Annotated in this window: 15 protein-coding genes; 8 read left to right on the plus strand and 7 right to left on the minus strand. The window is 73.2% G+C overall.

Annotation, left to right across the window (positions count from 1 at the left end):
- Nucleotides 1-19 precede the first annotated feature (19 nt).
- Both ABZ117_RS25560 and ABZ117_RS25565 read right to left on the minus strand, forming a co-directional pair.
- Nucleotides 20-178: a hypothetical protein gene (locus ABZ117_RS25560; protein WP_356824116.1), complete on the minus strand. Its 159-nt coding sequence runs from the start codon at nucleotides 176-178 to the stop codon at nucleotides 20-22.
- A 357-nt stretch (nucleotides 179-535) separates the two neighbouring features.
- A complete protein-coding gene (locus ABZ117_RS25565; RefSeq protein WP_356824117.1) occupies nucleotides 536-1,357 on the minus strand; it encodes a TVP38/TMEM64 family protein in 822 nt (273 codons plus the stop codon).
- Nucleotides 1,358-1,664: 307 nt separating this feature from the next.
- Here ABZ117_RS25565 and tuf point away from each other — a divergent pair, with 307 nt between their 5' ends.
- Together tuf and ABZ117_RS25575 are read left to right on the plus strand one after the other, a co-directional pair.
- A complete protein-coding gene (gene tuf / locus ABZ117_RS25570; RefSeq protein ID WP_356824118.1) occupies nucleotides 1,665-2,834 on the plus strand; it encodes an elongation factor Tu in 1,170 nt (389 codons plus the stop codon).
- Between the two features lie 82 nt (nucleotides 2,835-2,916).
- On the plus strand, nucleotides 2,917-3,762 hold the full coding sequence (locus tag ABZ117_RS25575) for a fused MFS/spermidine synthase (protein WP_356824119.1): 846 nt from the start codon (nucleotides 2,917-2,919) through the stop codon (nucleotides 3,760-3,762).
- A gap of 35 nt (nucleotides 3,763-3,797) precedes the next feature.
- Here ABZ117_RS25575 and ABZ117_RS25580 read toward each other — a convergent pair whose 3' ends face one another.
- Entirely contained in the window at nucleotides 3,798-4,802 is a 1,005-nt protein-coding gene (locus ABZ117_RS25580) for a hypothetical protein (protein ID WP_356824120.1), read from the minus strand.
- Between the two features lie 128 nt (nucleotides 4,803-4,930).
- On the opposite strand from ABZ117_RS25580, the gene ABZ117_RS25585 reads away from it, so the two are divergent.
- From ABZ117_RS25585 to ABZ117_RS25595, 3 genes are all read left to right on the plus strand, one after another.
- Nucleotides 4,931-5,383: a DUF4442 domain-containing protein gene (locus tag ABZ117_RS25585; RefSeq protein ID WP_356824121.1), complete on the plus strand. Its 453-nt coding sequence runs from the start codon at nucleotides 4,931-4,933 to the stop codon at nucleotides 5,381-5,383.
- A 422-nt stretch (nucleotides 5,384-5,805) separates the two neighbouring features.
- On the plus strand, nucleotides 5,806-7,806 hold the full coding sequence (locus tag ABZ117_RS25590; RefSeq protein ID WP_356824122.1) for an RICIN domain-containing protein: 2,001 nt from the start codon (nucleotides 5,806-5,808) through the stop codon (nucleotides 7,804-7,806).
- A gap of 429 nt (nucleotides 7,807-8,235) precedes the next feature.
- A complete protein-coding gene (locus ABZ117_RS25595) occupies nucleotides 8,236-8,883 on the plus strand; it encodes a DedA family protein (RefSeq protein ID WP_356824123.1) in 648 nt (215 codons plus the stop codon).
- A gap of 57 nt (nucleotides 8,884-8,940) precedes the next feature.
- Here the strand turns inward: ABZ117_RS25595 and ABZ117_RS25600 are convergent, their stop codons facing one another.
- The gene (locus ABZ117_RS25600) at nucleotides 8,941-9,468 is read right to left on the minus strand and encodes a gamma carbonic anhydrase family protein (RefSeq protein ID WP_356824124.1); all 528 of its coding nucleotides are present in this window, start codon (nucleotides 9,466-9,468) and stop codon (nucleotides 8,941-8,943) included.
- A gap of 108 nt (nucleotides 9,469-9,576) precedes the next feature.
- Between ABZ117_RS25600 and ABZ117_RS25605 the strand changes: the two genes are divergently transcribed.
- The 3 genes from ABZ117_RS25605 (at nucleotide 9,577) to ABZ117_RS25615 (ending at nucleotide 11,647) form a co-directional block, all read left to right on the plus strand.
- Nucleotides 9,577-10,341: an acyltransferase gene (locus tag ABZ117_RS25605; RefSeq protein WP_356824125.1), complete on the plus strand. Its 765-nt coding sequence runs from the start codon at nucleotides 9,577-9,579 to the stop codon at nucleotides 10,339-10,341.
- A gap of 132 nt (nucleotides 10,342-10,473) precedes the next feature.
- A complete protein-coding gene (locus ABZ117_RS25610; RefSeq protein WP_356824193.1) occupies nucleotides 10,474-11,046 on the plus strand; it encodes an XRE family transcriptional regulator in 573 nt (190 codons plus the stop codon).
- Nucleotides 11,047-11,089: 43 nt separating this feature from the next.
- On the plus strand, nucleotides 11,090-11,647 hold the full coding sequence (locus ABZ117_RS25615; RefSeq protein ID WP_356824126.1) for a YbaK/EbsC family protein: 558 nt from the start codon (nucleotides 11,090-11,092) through the stop codon (nucleotides 11,645-11,647).
- A gap of 26 nt (nucleotides 11,648-11,673) precedes the next feature.
- On the opposite strand, the gene ABZ117_RS25620 is transcribed toward ABZ117_RS25615, so the two are convergent.
- The 3 genes from ABZ117_RS25620 to ABZ117_RS25630 all read right to left on the minus strand — a co-directional run bounded on the left by ABZ117_RS25620 (nucleotide 11,674) and on the right by ABZ117_RS25630 (nucleotide 15,221).
- Nucleotides 11,674-12,894 carry a 4-hydroxybenzoate 3-monooxygenase gene (locus tag ABZ117_RS25620; protein WP_356824127.1) on the minus strand — a complete coding sequence of 407 codons (1,221 nt, stop codon included), beginning with the start codon at nucleotides 12,892-12,894 and terminating at the stop codon, nucleotides 11,674-11,676.
- A 67-nt stretch (nucleotides 12,895-12,961) separates the two neighbouring features.
- The gene (locus ABZ117_RS25625; protein WP_356824128.1) at nucleotides 12,962-14,599 is read right to left on the minus strand and encodes an APC family permease; all 1,638 of its coding nucleotides are present in this window, start codon (nucleotides 14,597-14,599) and stop codon (nucleotides 12,962-12,964) included.
- A 214-nt stretch (nucleotides 14,600-14,813) separates the two neighbouring features.
- The gene (locus tag ABZ117_RS25630; protein ID WP_356824129.1) at nucleotides 14,814-15,221 is read right to left on the minus strand and encodes a CoA-binding protein; all 408 of its coding nucleotides are present in this window, start codon (nucleotides 15,219-15,221) and stop codon (nucleotides 14,814-14,816) included.
- Nucleotides 15,222-15,309: the final 88 nt, after the last annotated feature.

Genomic DNA, 15,309 nt, shown 5'->3' on the forward strand with positions numbered 1-15,309 from the left:
CCGCAACGCCGACCGGCCGTCAGGCCAGGGCGCGTCCCGCGGCGGCGACCAGGTCGTCGGTCGCCGCGATGGCGGCCTCGCGGCGGGCGGCCGGCACGGTGTGGCCGGTGACGTCGCGGATGCCGAACGCGGCCGGCGAGGCCCTGCGGGCCGGTTCCGCCGGGGACGGCCCCCGCACGCAGACCCGCGACCAGGGGAGCGGTGACGGCGGGCCGGGTGGCGTGGGGCGCCGCCCGGGCCGCCGCGACGGCCTCCGCGCTCGGCGCCGCTCAGCCGCAGGTCCTCGCGGTGCCACATGGCCCGCCGGTGGTCGCCAGGCGCGGCCGCCGGCTCGCCCGGCGCCGCCCGCAGCGCGTCCGTCCTGCGGCCGGCACGGGCGGTCCGCTCGTGCCTGAACCGCGTCAGCCCGGTGAGCGCGCCACCGAGCAGCGTGCCGGCCACGGCGATGACGCCGGACCGCATCGGGACATCCCCCTCGGCTGACTGCCGCAGCCGGCCGGGTCGCCTCCTCGGCCGGCCGGTCCGCCGGGACGGCTCACCGGCCGCGCAGCTGGTGGCGTTTGCGCCAGGCCACCACCGAGCCGGCCAGCGCCGGTACGGCGATGCAGCCCATCGCGATCAGGAAGGCGGGGGACGTCGGCGCCGAGGCGCGGGCGCCGGCGACCGCGTAGGCGGCCGTGTTCGGGATCGAGCCCAGGGCGGTCGCCAGCAGGAACGGCAGCCAGCGCATCCGGGAGACGGCCGCGCAGTAGTTCGCCGCCCAGAACGGCACCCCCGGGAACAGCCGGGCGATCAGCATGGAGCGGAACCCGTGCCGGCTCAGCTGCCCGTCGGCCGCCTTCAGCCAGCGGCCCCGCAGCAGCGGGCGCAGCGCGTCCTGCCCGAGCATCCGGCCCAGCCCGAACGCGACCCCGGCGCCCAGCACGGTGCCGGCGAGTGCCGTCGTCAGCCCGAGCTGCGAGCCGAACAACGCGCCCGCGGCCAGGTTCAGCAGGGGGCGCGGGACGAACGCCACGGTGCACAGCCCGTACGCCGCCGAGAAGACGACGGCCGCCGCGACCCCGCCGAGCTGCGGCGGCCAGCCGTGCGTCAGCAGCCGCTGCGGCTCGAACAGCAGCACGGCCACCACGCCGCCCGCCAGCAGGGCGAACAGCAGCGAGAGCCGGGCATGCGGGGACCGCAGCACACGGGCGCAGCGGGCGGTGAATCCCGGGTGCGGCAGCGGTGGGACGGGCGTGGCCGCGGGGACACCCGCGGTGACGGCCGCGGCCGTGGGGGCGGTCAGGGGGACGGTGAGCTCCGTGCCGGCGGCCCGGGGAGAGGCCGTGGCGGTGCCAGAGCGGTTGGCATCGAGCATCTGGTGACACTAACCGACGGACGTGTGTGATCGCCGTATGGTCGGAACTCGCCCACGGTGGAAAAGGGTTCGACGCCGGACAAACCGTCGGTGATGATGGACGGCATGTCCCGGTTCGCCTTCCTCCCCGCAGCATCCGCCGTCGCGGATGCCCCGAAGGCTGCCGTCGCGCTCCTCGTGGCCGCTGCCGGCGGCGCCCGAAGCTGACCCTCTCCGGACAGTCCGGCGGACCCCGCAGGGGGAGGGTCGGCGGGTCCCAGGGGTCCCCGCGTTCTTCTTCCCGGCTGAGAGGCTTCGAGGTACAGCCATGTCCGCAACGGCCTACGTGCGCACCAAACCACACCTGAACATCGGCACCATGGGTCACGTCGACCACGGCAAGACCACCCTGACCGCCGCCATCACCAAGGTCCTCGCCGAGCGCGGCACCGGCACCTTCGTGCCGTTCCACCGCATCGACCGCGCTCCCGAGGAGGCCGCCCGCGGCATCACCATCAACCTCACGCACGTCGAGTACGAGACCGACACCCGGCACTACGCCCACGTCGACATGCCGGGTCACGCCGACTACGTCAAGAACATGATCACCGGCGCCGCGCAGCTCGACGGGGCGATCCTCGTGGTCTCCGCGCTCGACGGGATCATGCCGCAGACCGCCGAACACGTACTGCTCGCCCGGCAGGTGGGCGTCGACCACATCGTCGTCGCGCTCAACAAGGCCGACGCGGGGGACGCGGAGCTGACCGACCTCGTCGAGCTGGAGGTCCGCGACCTGCTCACCGCCCAGGGCTACCCGGGCGACGCCGTCCCCGTCGTACGCGTCTCGGGACTGCGCGCGCTGGAGGGCGACCCGCGCTGGACGGCGTCCGTCGAGGCGCTGCTCGACGCGGTGGACACCTATGTGCCGACGCCGGAGCGGTACCTGGACGCGCCGTTCCTGCTGCCCGTGGAGAACGTGCTGACCATCACCGGGCGCGGGACCGTCGTGACCGGTGCCGTCGAGCGGGGCGTGGTGCGCGTCGGCGACCGGGTCGACGTGCTCGGTCCGGACGTCCGGACGGTCGTGACCGGCCTGGAGACCTTCGGCAGGCCGATGGCACAGGCGCAGGCCGGCGACAGTGTCGCGTTGCTGCTGCGGGGCGTTCCCCGGCACGCCGTCCGCCGGGGACACGTGGTGACGGCGCCGGGAAGCGTGGTGCCGGCCCGGCGGTTCTCGGCCCGGGTGTACGTGCTGCCGGGGCGTGAAGGGGGCCGTACGACCCCGGTCGCCACCGGCTACCGGCCGCAGTTCCACCTCCGTACGGCGGACGTGGTGGGGCGCGTCGACCTGGGCGGGGCGGGTGTCGCCCGGCCCGGGGAGACGGTGGAGATGAGCGTCGAGCTGGGCCGGGAGGTGCCGTTGGAGCCGGGGCTCGGGTTCGCGGTCCGCGAGGGCGGACGGACCGTGGGCGCGGGGACCGTCATCGCCGTGGGATGAGCGGTGCCGTGGGTGCCGCCGGGAGCCGCGGGGCCGTACCGGCACGGCCCCGCGGTGCTCCGCAGCACGTCACAATGGACGGGTGACCGAGCAGATACCCGTGTCCCGCACCACCGATCACGGCACCGCCAAGCTGATGCCCGATGTCGACCGGGAGCGGGCCTGGCTGCTCACGGTCGACGGGGCGCCGCAGTCGTACGTGGATCTGGACGATCCGGCGTACCTGGAGTTCGAGTACGCGCGCCGGCTGGGGTTCGCGCTGGACGCCGTGGCCGCTGAGGGCGCGCCACTGGACGTGGTGCACCTCGGCGGCGGCGCCCTCACGCTGCCCCGGTACGTGGCGGCGACCCGGCCCGGCTCGCGGCAGGACGTCGTCGAGGCGGACCGGGGGCTGCTGGAACTGGTCACCGAGCACCTGCCGCTGCCGCGGGACTCGGGTGTCGTGCTGCACGCCGACGACGCCCGGGCCTGGCTGGAGAAGGCGCCGGACGACCACGCCGACGTACTGGTCGCCGACGTGTTCGGCGGTTCCCGGGTCCCCGCCCACCTGTCCACGCTCGCCTACGCGCGTGCGGCCGAGCGGGTGCTGCGTCCCGGCGGGGTCTATCTGGCCAACCTCGCCGACGCGGCGCCGTTCGGCTTCCTGCGGGCCCAACTCGCGAACCTGGCCGCCGTGTTCGAGGAACTCGCGCTCATCGCCGAGCCGGCGGTGCTGCGCGGCCGGCGGTTCGGCAACGCGGTGGTCGTGGCTTCGCACCGGCCGCTGGACGTCGCCGCGATGACCCGGCGCAGCGCGGCCGACGCCTTTCCGGCGCGCGTCGAACACGGCGCCTCGGTACGGGAGTTCATCGGTCCGGCCGGGCCGGTCGAGGACGCCGACGCCGTACCGTCACCCGAGCCCCCCGCCGGCGCCTTCGGCATCGGCTGACGCGGCGGGGGCGGGACCGGGCAGGGGAGGCGAAGTCACTCCACGACCGGGTCGCCGTGCAGCCGTACCGTGGCGAGGATCTTGTCGACCGTGGCGTCGGGGATCTCGTCCTTGACACCCTTGGCGCCGTAGAGGGTCCACGCCACGAAGCTGCCCTTGGAGTTCTTGAAGGCGAACGTCGTGGCCTTCCCGTCGGTGTCGCACTTGTCCTTCTTCGGCACGCCGACGACGTACGACGTCGCCACACTGCCCTTGACGCCCGACGCCGTCGTGAAGTTCCTCGGCTTGCCGATCCGCAGGTACTTCTTGGCGGCGTCCGACTGGTCGGTGTAGCCGCCGAACACGAACGCGGCCGAGTCGCCGCGGGCGATCCCGGCGGTGTCCTTCGCGCCGTTCTCGCCCTTCGTGCCGCTCGCCACCAGCGCCTGCGACTCCTTGGTGCCGCCCTTCTCGAACGTGCAGTAGTCCGGCTTCAGGTACGCGGGACCGGAGAAGCCGATGTACGGGGAGCCGTCGCCCTTCTGCTCGTCCTCGAAGAAGGAGAAGATGCCGGGCCGCTCCACCTCCCAGTCCCCGGGCACGTCGAACGCGGTGCCGTACTTGGGATTGACCACGAGCTTCCAGCCCGCGACGGTCGGCTTCTCGGTCCCGCTCGCCCGGGGGTTGTCTGTCGTGGAGGAGGTCGGTGGGCCGGAAGGGTCGGCCGTCGGTGACGGGGCCGTGCTGTGCCCGCCCTTGCCGTTGTCCGCCTCGTCGTTCTTCGAGCCGCCGCCGAGCACCAGATAGCCGGTCACGGCGGCCGTGATCACCACGGCCGTGGCCGCGACGATCGCCACCAGCTTCGTACGGCCGCCACCGCCCTGCGGCGGCTGCGGCGAGGACGCCGTGGGCGGCTGTCCCCACTGCGCCTGCTGCCCGGCCTGCGGGTACTGCTGGTACCCGGGCTGCTGGTACGGGTTCGGCTGCTGGTAACCCGGCTGCTGGTACGGGTTGTGCTGCGGGTTCTGCGCGCCCCCTGGCGGCTGCTGATCTGGCCACATGGCCAGTAACCCTAGTGGGGCGCGGGACACGTTCCGGTCACCGGTGTTCGTCAGGATCGTGGCGAAACCGTGGTGACCGCGGACACCGGCTCTGGCCAGCTCCTGCTACTCGTGAGTAACATGACGGCATGAGCGCAGACCAGATGTCGATCGGCGACATGCTCGCCGCCACCGTGCCCATGGCTCGGACGCTGAACCTGGAGTTCCGGGAGACCACCGCCGACAGGGCCGTGGTGTCCCTGCCGGACCAGGGGGCGTACCACAACCACGTGGGCGGCCCGCACGCCGGCGCGATGTTCACCCTCGGGGAGTCGGCCAGCGGCGCCATCGTCCTGGCGGCCTTCGGGGACCAGCTCTCGCGTGCCGTGCCGCTCGCCGTACGCGCCGAGATCGCCTACCGGAAGCTGGCGATGGGCGCCGTCACCGCGACCGCGACGCTGGGCCGCCCGGCCGCCGACGTCGTCGCCGAACTGGACGCCGGACAGCGCCCCGAGTTCCCGGTGGCGATCGAGATCCGGCGCGCGGACGGCGCCGTGACCGGAGAGATGACGGTCGTCTGGACGCTGCGGCCCAACGGCTGACGCGGTAAGCCGCGATCGCGGCCCGTTCCCCGGCGCACCGACGGCGGCGCCGGGGAGGGGAGAGGGTGAGGGGGGCGGCGGAGTCGGCAGCCGACTGTGGGACGGCGGCCGTAAGTTGGAAATTTCGTGCGCCATACGGCTTTTACGGTGGCCGAGTTGGGTGAATCCACGAGACCCGCCATGGGGATACCGGCGGTAACTATTGTGCGGTAAACCGATGTTGAGGTCGGGGATATTCGCACTTCTTGTTTCCTGTGACCCGCGTGTGCGAAGGTGAGCCTCCCCGCGGGAGGGCAGAGGCAGACGCCGATGTCAGGGCCGGCTCTCAGGTGCATACCTATCAGGTACGTACCTACCAGGTACTGCTTTCCGACAGGACGCGCCTGCGTCTGCGTTCCTGCGGCTGGAAAGGAAATGGTTCCGTGCCGTCCCCTCACCCCCCACGCCCGCCGTTCCCGCCCTCACCCGCTCCGGCCGGTGAGTCCGACCGTGCCCTCGTCGCCCGGCTGACCGGCCCCGGCGACGCCCGCCATCACGCCGTCGCCCTGCTGCTGGCCCGGCACTGGCGGCCCACCCGCGACTATGCCGTGGTCTGCCTGGCCTCCGCCGGTCCCGCCGCCCAACTGGTGGCCACAGCGGCCTTCCATCAGGTGCTCGGCCGCATGGCGGGTGGCGTGCTCGGCGGCGCCCTGCGGCCCCAGTTGCTCGTCGCCGTCCGGGACACCGTCCGCTCCTGGGCCGCGGACGAGGCGGCGCGCATCGCCCTGCCGGAATTGCGCAAACCCACCGGCGGCCGGGGCCTTCGCGCGACGAACCCCGGGACACCGGAAAGCCGGCAGCTCGCCGCGCGCGCATTCCAGGCTCTTCCCGGCGCCTCCCAATGCCTTCTCTGGCATACCGAGGTCGAAGCCGAACCCATAAACATACCGGCAGGTCTGTTGGGAGTCGACCCGGCCACCGCCATCGCCGCCCTGGAACAGGCACGCGAGCAATTCCGTGCGGGCTGCGTGCGCGCCCACCGGGAACTCGCACCCTCCAGCGAATGCCGTTTCCACAACCGCCTCCTCGACGTCCCGATCCGCCGTGGCGGCGCCCTGCTGCCCGATGTGCGCCGGCATCTGACGGTCTGCGATCACTGTCGGCACGCTGCCGGACAACTCGGTCACTTCGACGGCGGTCTGCACCTCCTGCTCGCCGAGGCCGTGCTCGGCTGGGGCGCCCGCCGCTACCTCGACTCCCGCCCGGGCCGCGGCGCCCCCGCGGAATCGCCGCCCCCGCCGGCGGTGCGGCCCGCGCCCCCGGCGACCGCCGGGCGGCACCGCACCGGGCCGGAGAACCGCCGCCGCACGGCCGTGGCCGTCGGGGTCGGACTGACCTCCCTCGCGCTGCTCGCCACCGTCCTCGCGGCCAGGAGCTGGTCCGATGACAACGGTGTCCCCGCACCCGCCACCTGGAGCGCCCCCGCCGGCGACGCCGCCCGCCCGGGCGGCACCGGCACCCGCTCCGCGGCCTCGCCCTCCGCCGCCTCCGCCGGTGAGTCCGCGGAGATCGCCCACGGCGCGCTGCGCGGCCTCGGTTCCCGGCTCTGCCTGGACGTGCGCGGCGACCGGGTCACCGCGGGCGCGGGCGTCCGGCTCGCGCCGTGCTCCCCGGCCGCCTCGCAGCAGTGGTCGTACCGGGACGACGGACGGCTGCGCAGCACCGCGGACCCGTCCCTCTGCCTGGCCGCCGGCCCCGGCACGCGGTGCGTCGGGCTGACCGGCTGCCTCGCTCCCACCGGCGAGGTGTCGTACGACGTCACGGTCCGCGGCGAGATCCTGCTCCGCCGGCACAAGGGCCTGGTGCTCACACCGGGTTCCGGCCGTTCCACCACGCGCGTCGCGGTGGCCGGACGGGACGGTTCGCCGCGGCAGCGGTGGGTGCTGGAGCCGGGGACCGCCGAGGTGCCGCGGTCCTCCGGTACGGCGGCGCAGGGTGAGGACGCCTCCGGGGCCTCCGGGACTTCCGGGGCCTCCGGGGTGCCTGGATCGCCGGACGGACCGGGGCTGTCCGGCGGGACCGGTACGGCGGGGGCGTCGTCGCCGGGCACCGCCGGGCCGGACTCCGGGCAGCGGGGGGACGGTGACGTCCCACACGGCACGCCGGAACGCGACGGTGCGCGAGCCGGGCAGGGGACCGGGCCGCGGATCGCCCAGGTGCACGCCGAGGCGGACCGGCGGCGGGGCGGGGCCGGCGGCGCGGACCGCGCGGGCCGTGCGGCGGATGCCGCGAAGGGGGACGTGGTGGACGCGGTGGTGGCACTGGGGAATGCCGTCAGGCCGGTCGGGGGCGACCTCGCCCCACCGGTCGGCGCACGGACGACCTCGCCCGTCACGGTCGCCGCCGACGTGGGATCACAGGCCGTAAGGGCGCTGGTGGGCTGACCGGTGCCGGGGCCGCCAGACGGGCGGCCCCGGCCGGGCCCCCTCGACCGTCGCGCGGACGACGGCCTGGGAATCCCCGGCTCACCCGCGCCGGCGCGCCACAGTCGTGCCGCGGCGATGCTGCCGCACGACCCGTCCCGCGGACCTCCTACGCGCCGTGCCTCTGAACCGGTTCGCGCTCCGGCCGCCGACCCACGGGCCGCGCCCCTGCCCGGCGTCCGCCGGCCGGTGGCCCGCCGGGCACGACTGCCGCTCGCGGTGCGCCGTGGGACATCGCGGTGGCCGGAAACGCGAGGGGCGGGGACGGGACGGCGTGGCCGGGCGGCGGGACAGGGAGCCGTTCATCGCCGACCAGGTAGCCTTCCCTAGGGGCGCGCCGAACATGCGGTGACCCGGAGGGCAAGGGCAGGGACAGGGGAGGTACCGGCGGTGCACGTCCAGGAATGGCTCGACTCGGTGCCGGCGGCCGCCGTCTACGCCGTGGTGGCCCTGGTGATCGGCCTGGAGAGTCTGGGCATCCCGCTGCCCGGCGAGATCATCCTCGTCTCGGCGGCCCTGATGTCCTCCCAGCAGTCGGGGGTCAACCCGGTCGTCCTCGGTGTGTGCGCGACGGCGGGCGCAGTGATCGGCGACTCCATCGGCTACGCGATCGGCCGCAAGGGCGGACGCCCGCTGCTCGCCTGGCTCGGTGCCAGGTTCCCGCGCCACTTCGGCGCGGGCCATGTGGCCACCGCCGAGCGGTCCTTCCAGAAGTGGGGCATGTGGGCGGTCTTCTTCGGCCGCTTCGTCGCCCTCCTGCGTATCTTCGCCGGTCCCCTCGCGGGCGTCCTGCACATGCCGTACTGGAAGTTCCTGATCGCCAACGTCCTCGGCGGCATCTGCTGGGCCGGCGGCACCACGGCCGTCATCTACTACGTCGGTCTCGTCGCCGAGGACTGGCTGAAGCGGTTCTCCTACCTGGGCCTGGTGGCGGCCCTGGTGATCGGTCTGGCGTCGGTGCTGGTCCTGAAGCGCAAGGCGAAGAAGGCGCAGCCGCCGGCCGAGCGGGAACCGGAACCCGTGAACGCCGGGGACTGACCGCCCCGCGCCCGCGCTCCCGCCCCCGCGCCCTCACACCTCCGCCCCGCACCGGTCCTAGCGGTGCACATCCGCGTGGGCCTTGCCCAGCTCCGCGTACAAGGTGCCGTTGAGGGTGACCCCTTCCCGCTCCTCCGCGGTCAGCTCCCGCTTCACCTTCGCCGGCACCCCCGCGACCAGTGACCCGGGCGGCACCACCATCCCCTGCGGCACCAGAGCCTGCGCGGCGACCAGCGACCCGGCCCCGATCACCGCCCCGTTGAGCACGGTCGCCCCCATCCCGATCAGGCAGTCGTCCTCCACGGTCGCCCCGTGCACCACCGCGTTGTGCCCGATGGACACCCGCTCCCCGACGGTCACCGGGAAACCGGGATCGGCGTGCAGCGTGACGTTGTCCTGCACATTGGCCCGCGCGCCCACGGTGATCTTCTCCACGTCGCCCCGCAGGACGGCCCCGTACCAGACGCTCGCCCCCGCGTGCAGCGTGACGTCCCCGACGACGGAGGCCGTGGGCGCCACGAACGCCTCCGGATCCACCCGGGGCTCCTTGCCCCCGATACCCACGATCAGCGCCTTGTGCGTCATCACCCGTCTCCTCGTGTCGGCAGTACACCGCACGGTACGACACCGGGTGGGGTGAAGATCACAGCAGCCCGCGCCCTCCGCCGGACGACCGGTGAGTAACGTGAGCCCGTGTCGAAGCGCAAGAACACGTTCTCATCCTGGCGACGCCGGCTGGCGCAGCGCGCCGTGCACGCGGGCTGGTCGTGGGTGCGCGGCGCGGGTTCGGTGACGGCCGAGCACCCCGGCCGCTACCGGTTCGGCGCGATCGGCGAAGCGACCCGGCTGGCCTTCCCGCTCGGCACGGTCTTCGGCGAGCCCTGGATCCGGCTCGGCTCCCACTGCATCATCGCCGAGCAGGTCACCCTCACGGCCGGTCTGATGCCGGACCTGGACCTCGGCCCTGAGCCCATCCTGCGCATCGGCGACGGCGTGGTGCTCGGCCGCGGCAGCCATGTCATCGCGGACACGACGGTCACGATCGGCAGCGACTGCTACTTCGGCCCGTACGTCTACGTCACCTCCACCAACCACTCCTACGACGACCCGCACCAGCCCATCGGCCGGCAGTGGCCGCGGATGGAGCCCGTCGAGATCGGCCCGGGCTGCTGGATCGGCACCGGCGCGGTGATCCTGCCGGGCGCGCGGATCGGCCGGAACGTCGTCGTGGCGGCCGGCGCGGTGGTCCGGGGCACGGTGCCCGACCACGCGGTGGTGGCGGGGGCGCCCGCCCGGGTCGTACGGCGCTGGACGGCCGGCGACGGCTGGCAGCCGCCGCTGCGGACCCCGGCCCCGGTGCCGATCCCGGACGGGACGACGCCGGAGCAGCTGCGGGCGCTGGGGGAGCTGGACGAGGACGTGGTCGCCCGGCTCGCCGCACTGGAACCGGAGGTCTGAGGCGACCGGCCGGCCACCGGCACGGCCGGCCTCGCAGTACAGTTCGGTGAACGCTCGGATGCACCGCACCGTAGTGCGGTGCACGGCACCGCGCTATGCGTCACCTCGGACTTCCCGGATATTGGACCCCACGTGTCGGACCTCGAACTCCTGACCCAGTCCCTGGCGCGCAACGTCAAGCACTGGCGTGCCGTGCGCGGCTTCACGCTGGACGTGCTGGCCGCCCGGGCCGGGGTCAGCCGCGGCATGCTCATCCAGATCGAGCAGGCCCGCACCAACCCCAGCATCGGCACGGTCGTCAAGATCGGCGACGCGCTCGGCGTCAGCGTCACCACGCTCCTCGACTACGAACAGGGCCCGACGGTCCGGATCGTCCCCGCCGAACGGGCGGTGCGGCTGTGGCACACGGAAGCCGGCAGCTACAACCGGCTGCTCGCCGGCACGGAGGCGCCGGGACCGCTGGAGATGTGGGACTGGCGGCTGATGCCGGGCGAGAGCAGCCCCTCCGAGCCGCATCCCGGCGGCACCGTCGAGCTGGTGCACGTGACCGCGGGCGAGCTGACGCTGGTCGTGGACGGCGCGGAGTACCGCGTTCCGGCGGGCGCCAGCGCTTCTTTCGAGGCCAATGTCCCGCATCGGTACACCAACCGGGGCGACCTGCCGATGGAGATGGTGATGGCGGTGTCCGTGCCGCCCGTGCCCTGAGACGCGGGTACGGCGCGCGGGCGGGCCTTGCTAGCGTGCGGCCATGCGCCCACCCATCGGAGACTTCGACACCGCCACCCCCGCCCCGGACTGCCTGGACGAGCTGACCGCGCCCGTCGCCGATGCCGTACGCGACTGGCAGGGCGCCGTCCCGGCCGACCGGATCCTCTACGTGGACACCGACCCGCAGTGGGCCGACACGGCCGTCTTCGTGGAGCACTACGGCCGCGACCTGCTGGAGCGGTCGGCGAACTGTGTCGTCGTCGCGGGCAAGCGGGGCGGCATGACCACACTGGCCGCCTGCGTGGTGCTCTCCACCACCCGGGTCGACGTCAACGGCGCCGTACGCCGTCAACTGGGCGCGCGGAAGGCCTCGTTCGCCCCCATGGAGACCGCGACCGGCGAGACCGGCATGGAGTACGGCGGCATCACCCCGCTCGGACTGCCCACCGGCTGGCCGGTGCTGGTGGACGCGGCCGTCGTCGACCTGCCCTACGTGCTGATCGGCAGTGGCCGCCGGCGCGGCAAACTGCTGGTGCCGGGCAAGGCCCTCGCCGAACTGCCGGGCGCGGTCGTACGGGAGGGCCTGGGCGTCGCCTGACCGGCGAGTGGGGGTCCGTCACGCGCTCAGTACGCGCCCGCCGTACCGAGGTACTGCTCGGCGAAGGCCGCCGCCGCTGCCGGTGAGGTGAACAGCCGCCGCAGGCGGGCCCGGGCGGTGCCGGCCCGGTAGGGGTCGCCGTGGGACATGCCGTGGTAGATCTCGGAGAGCCACTGGGAGAACTCCTGGTAGTCCCACACCCGGCGCAGACAGGCCTCCGCGTAGCCGTCCAGGGCCGTGCCGTCGCCCTCGGTCAGGTGGGCGACGAGGCCGTCGCCGAGCAGGAACGCGTCGTGGAGGGCCAGGTTCATGCCCTTCGCGGCGATCGGCGCGACGAGGTGCGCGGCGTCACCGGCCAGGAAGAGCCGGCCGGACGCCATGGGCTCCACCACGTAGTTGTGCATGTCCAGCACGCGCTTCTCCAGCAGCCGGCCCCGCGTCAGCGGCGGGTGGTCGGCGGCGTGCAGGCGCCGCTGGAGTTCGTCCCAGACCCGCTCGTCCGGCCAGTCGTCCGCATCGTCGCCCGGCGGGCACTGGAGGTAGTACCGGGTCAGGTGCGGGCCCCGGGCCATGTGTCCGGCGAACCCGTCGGGGTGCATGCCGAACAGCACACAGTCGGAGGACGGCGGTGCCTCGGCGAGCAGCGCCAGCCAGCCGATGCCGTAGTCGTGCCGGGAGATCCGCGCCCGCTCCGGCAGCGCCGCCCGGCTCACCCCGCGGGCCCCGTCGCAGCCCGCCACGAAGTCGCAGCGCACCAGGAGCCGTTCGCCGCTGTCCGGGTCGGTGTACGAGACCGAGGGCCGGTCGGAGTCCAGGTCGTGCAGGCGGACGTCGCGCACGCCGAAGCGGACGGCGCCGCCGCGCACGTCGGCGTACTCGCGCACGAGATCCGTCACCAGCGACGGCTGCGGGTAGATCCAGTGGTGACGCCCCGTCAGTTCGCCGTAGGCGAAGCGGTGGCCGCGGCCGTCGAAGCGGAACTCGCACTCGGTGTGCCGCTGGGCGTGCGCCGTCAGGTTGCTCCCGAGGCCGCGCCGTTCCAGGCCCCGTACCGCCCATTCCTCGATGACCCCGGCGCGGGGCCGCTGTTCGATGAACGCGCGGCTGCCGGCCTCCAGGACCAGGCAGTCGACGCCGGCGGCCCGCAGGATGTTGCCGACGGTCAGCCCGGCCGGCCCGGCGCCCACGATGACGACCGGGCAGTGGGGCACGGCGGGGGAGCCGGAGCGGGGGGAAGGAGACGTCATCCGAGCATTATGACGGTGTCCCGTCAGACGAGCCGACGGGACACCGTGGGGTGGGGCGGGGGCGGGGTCAGTGCGCGGGCGCGTCCGTGACCACGACCTCCTCGATGCTGCGCTCGATCGCCTGGGGGCTGGACGCGGTGGCCCTGGCCCAGTAGTAGACGCCCAGCGAGAAGGCGGCCACGACCAGGATGTCCCACCACAGCGGGATGACGCCCCGGCCGCCGAAGCCGCCCAGCCAGGAGATGGCGCCCAGGCCGAGCAGGTAACCCGGCAGCCACTGCGCGGCGCGGAAGTCCAGCCGGGGCGCGTCGGGCAGCCGCTTGCTGGTGGCGTACCAGGCGTAGGAGCCCAGCAGCAGGTAGCCGAGCAGGATCGCGAAGCCCAGCCGCCACAGGGTGTCCCAGCCGGCCCAGTAGATGATGAGGTTGGCGACCACGAACGACAGCGGCGAGATGAACCTGCCGCCGGGCAGCCGGTAGGGGCGCTCGTGGTGCGGCAGCCGGTCGGCGAAGACGCCGTAGGCCAGCGGCGCGCCCGCGTACATCAGCACGCTCGCCGAGGTGATGAAGCCGACCAGCTCCTGCCAGCTCGGGAACGGCAGGAAGCAGATCACACCGGTGACGAACGACATCAGGAGACCGAACCACGGCACGCCGCGCTTGTCGGTCCTGGCGAAGGCCTTCGGCGCGTAGCCGTTCTTGGCCAGGCCGTAGGAGACCCGCGAGGTGGCGGTGGTGTAGATCAGGCCGGTGCCACCGGGGGAGATGATCGCGTCGATGTAGAGCACCCAGCCCAGCCAGCCCAGGCCCACGACGGTCGCCAGGCCCGCCCAGGGACCGCTGATGCCGGGGAAGTCCAGCTTGGCCCAGCCGTGCGCGAAGGACGCGTGCGGCAGGGCGGCGATGAACACGACCTGGAGCAGGATGTAGATCACGGCGCCGATCGCGACGGAGCCGAGGGTCGCCCGGGGCAGGTCGCGCTTGGGGTTGCGGCTCTCGCCCGCCAGCTGGATCGCCTGCTCGAAACCGAGCAGCGCGAAGATGATGCCGCTGGAGCTGATGGCGCCGAGCATGCCCTTGGCGCCGAACGGCGCGAAGCCCTCCGAGGTGAAGTTGCTGGCGTGGAAGTTGCCCGCGGCTATGATGAAGATCGCCCCGAGCGGAACGGCGATCTTCCACCAGGTGGCGGCGCTGTTGGTGTGCGCCAGGGCCCGGACGCCGAAGAAGTTGACCCCGACGAAGACCGCCATCAGCAGGACGGCCGTGAGGAGACCGACGGGCGTCAGTGTGCCGTCGGCGTGCTGGAGGCCCCGCGCCCACTCCCAGTGACCGGCGTAGCCGATCATGGCCTCGACCTCGATCGGGGCCACGGTGGCCGCCTGGAGCCAGGAGAACCAGCCGAAGGACATGCCCGCCAGGCCGCCGAAGGCGTAGTGCGGGTAGCGCGCCGTGCCGCCCGCCACCGGGAACATGCCGCCGAGTTCGGCGTGCACGAGCGCCAGCAGCACGATCGCGACCGCGCCGATCACCCACGAGACGATCGCCGCGGGACCGGCCACGACGACCGCCTTCTCGGCGCCGTACAGCCAGCCGGAGCCGATGATGGAGCCGACGGAGGCCCACATCAGACCGATCAGTCCGACGTCGCGGCGCAAGCCGCCGGACTCCGTCGTGGCCTGTGGCACGGCATGGTCGACTTTCGCCATGTCAGGTGGCCTCTCAGTTCATGAACACGAAACAAACGAGCAAGGACGCCACAGGCTAGAAAGACTTTCCGCTTGAACAGAAGACTGTTTTCCAAAACTTGACCCAGGATCTTGTCGGTCTTGGGAACAGCGTTCACACAGGTCAGAGATCAACTCCGAATGTCAATATTCAGCGTCTAATTGTGAGAAGAAAGTGAGACAGGGGGTGAGTCGGCTAGTGCAGACGTGGAATTTCGATCGCCGGGCACCGGTCCATGACCATCTCCACACCCGCCGCCCTGGTCCGCTCGTACGCGCCTGCGTCGACGACCCCCAGCTGGAACCACACCGCCTTCGCGCCCCGCGCCACGGCCTCGTCGGCCACCGTGCCGGCCAGCGCGCTGTTGACGAAGACGTCGACCACGTCCACGTCGAAGGGGACATCCGCGAGGGAGGCGTACCCCCGCTCACCGTGCACCGCCTCCGCCTTGGGGTGCACCGGCACGATCCGCTTGCCGAACCGCTGGAGCACCTGCGCCACCCCGTACGCGGCCCGGCTCCGGTTCGCGGACAGGCCGACCACCGCCCAGGTGTCGCCCAGCTCGGTCAGGATCCTGCGGATCGTCGCGTCGTCGCCGTACATCGGCCGCCTCCTCGGACTGCGGGAACAGAACGTGGGGGCAACAGCGCCCCAGGGGTGCGGATTCCCGCCGCGGCGCGCCACGATGACC

The organism is Streptomyces sp. NPDC006309, assembly GCF_040613095.1.
Classification (GTDB): domain Bacteria; phylum Actinomycetota; class Actinomycetes; order Streptomycetales; family Streptomycetaceae; genus Streptomyces.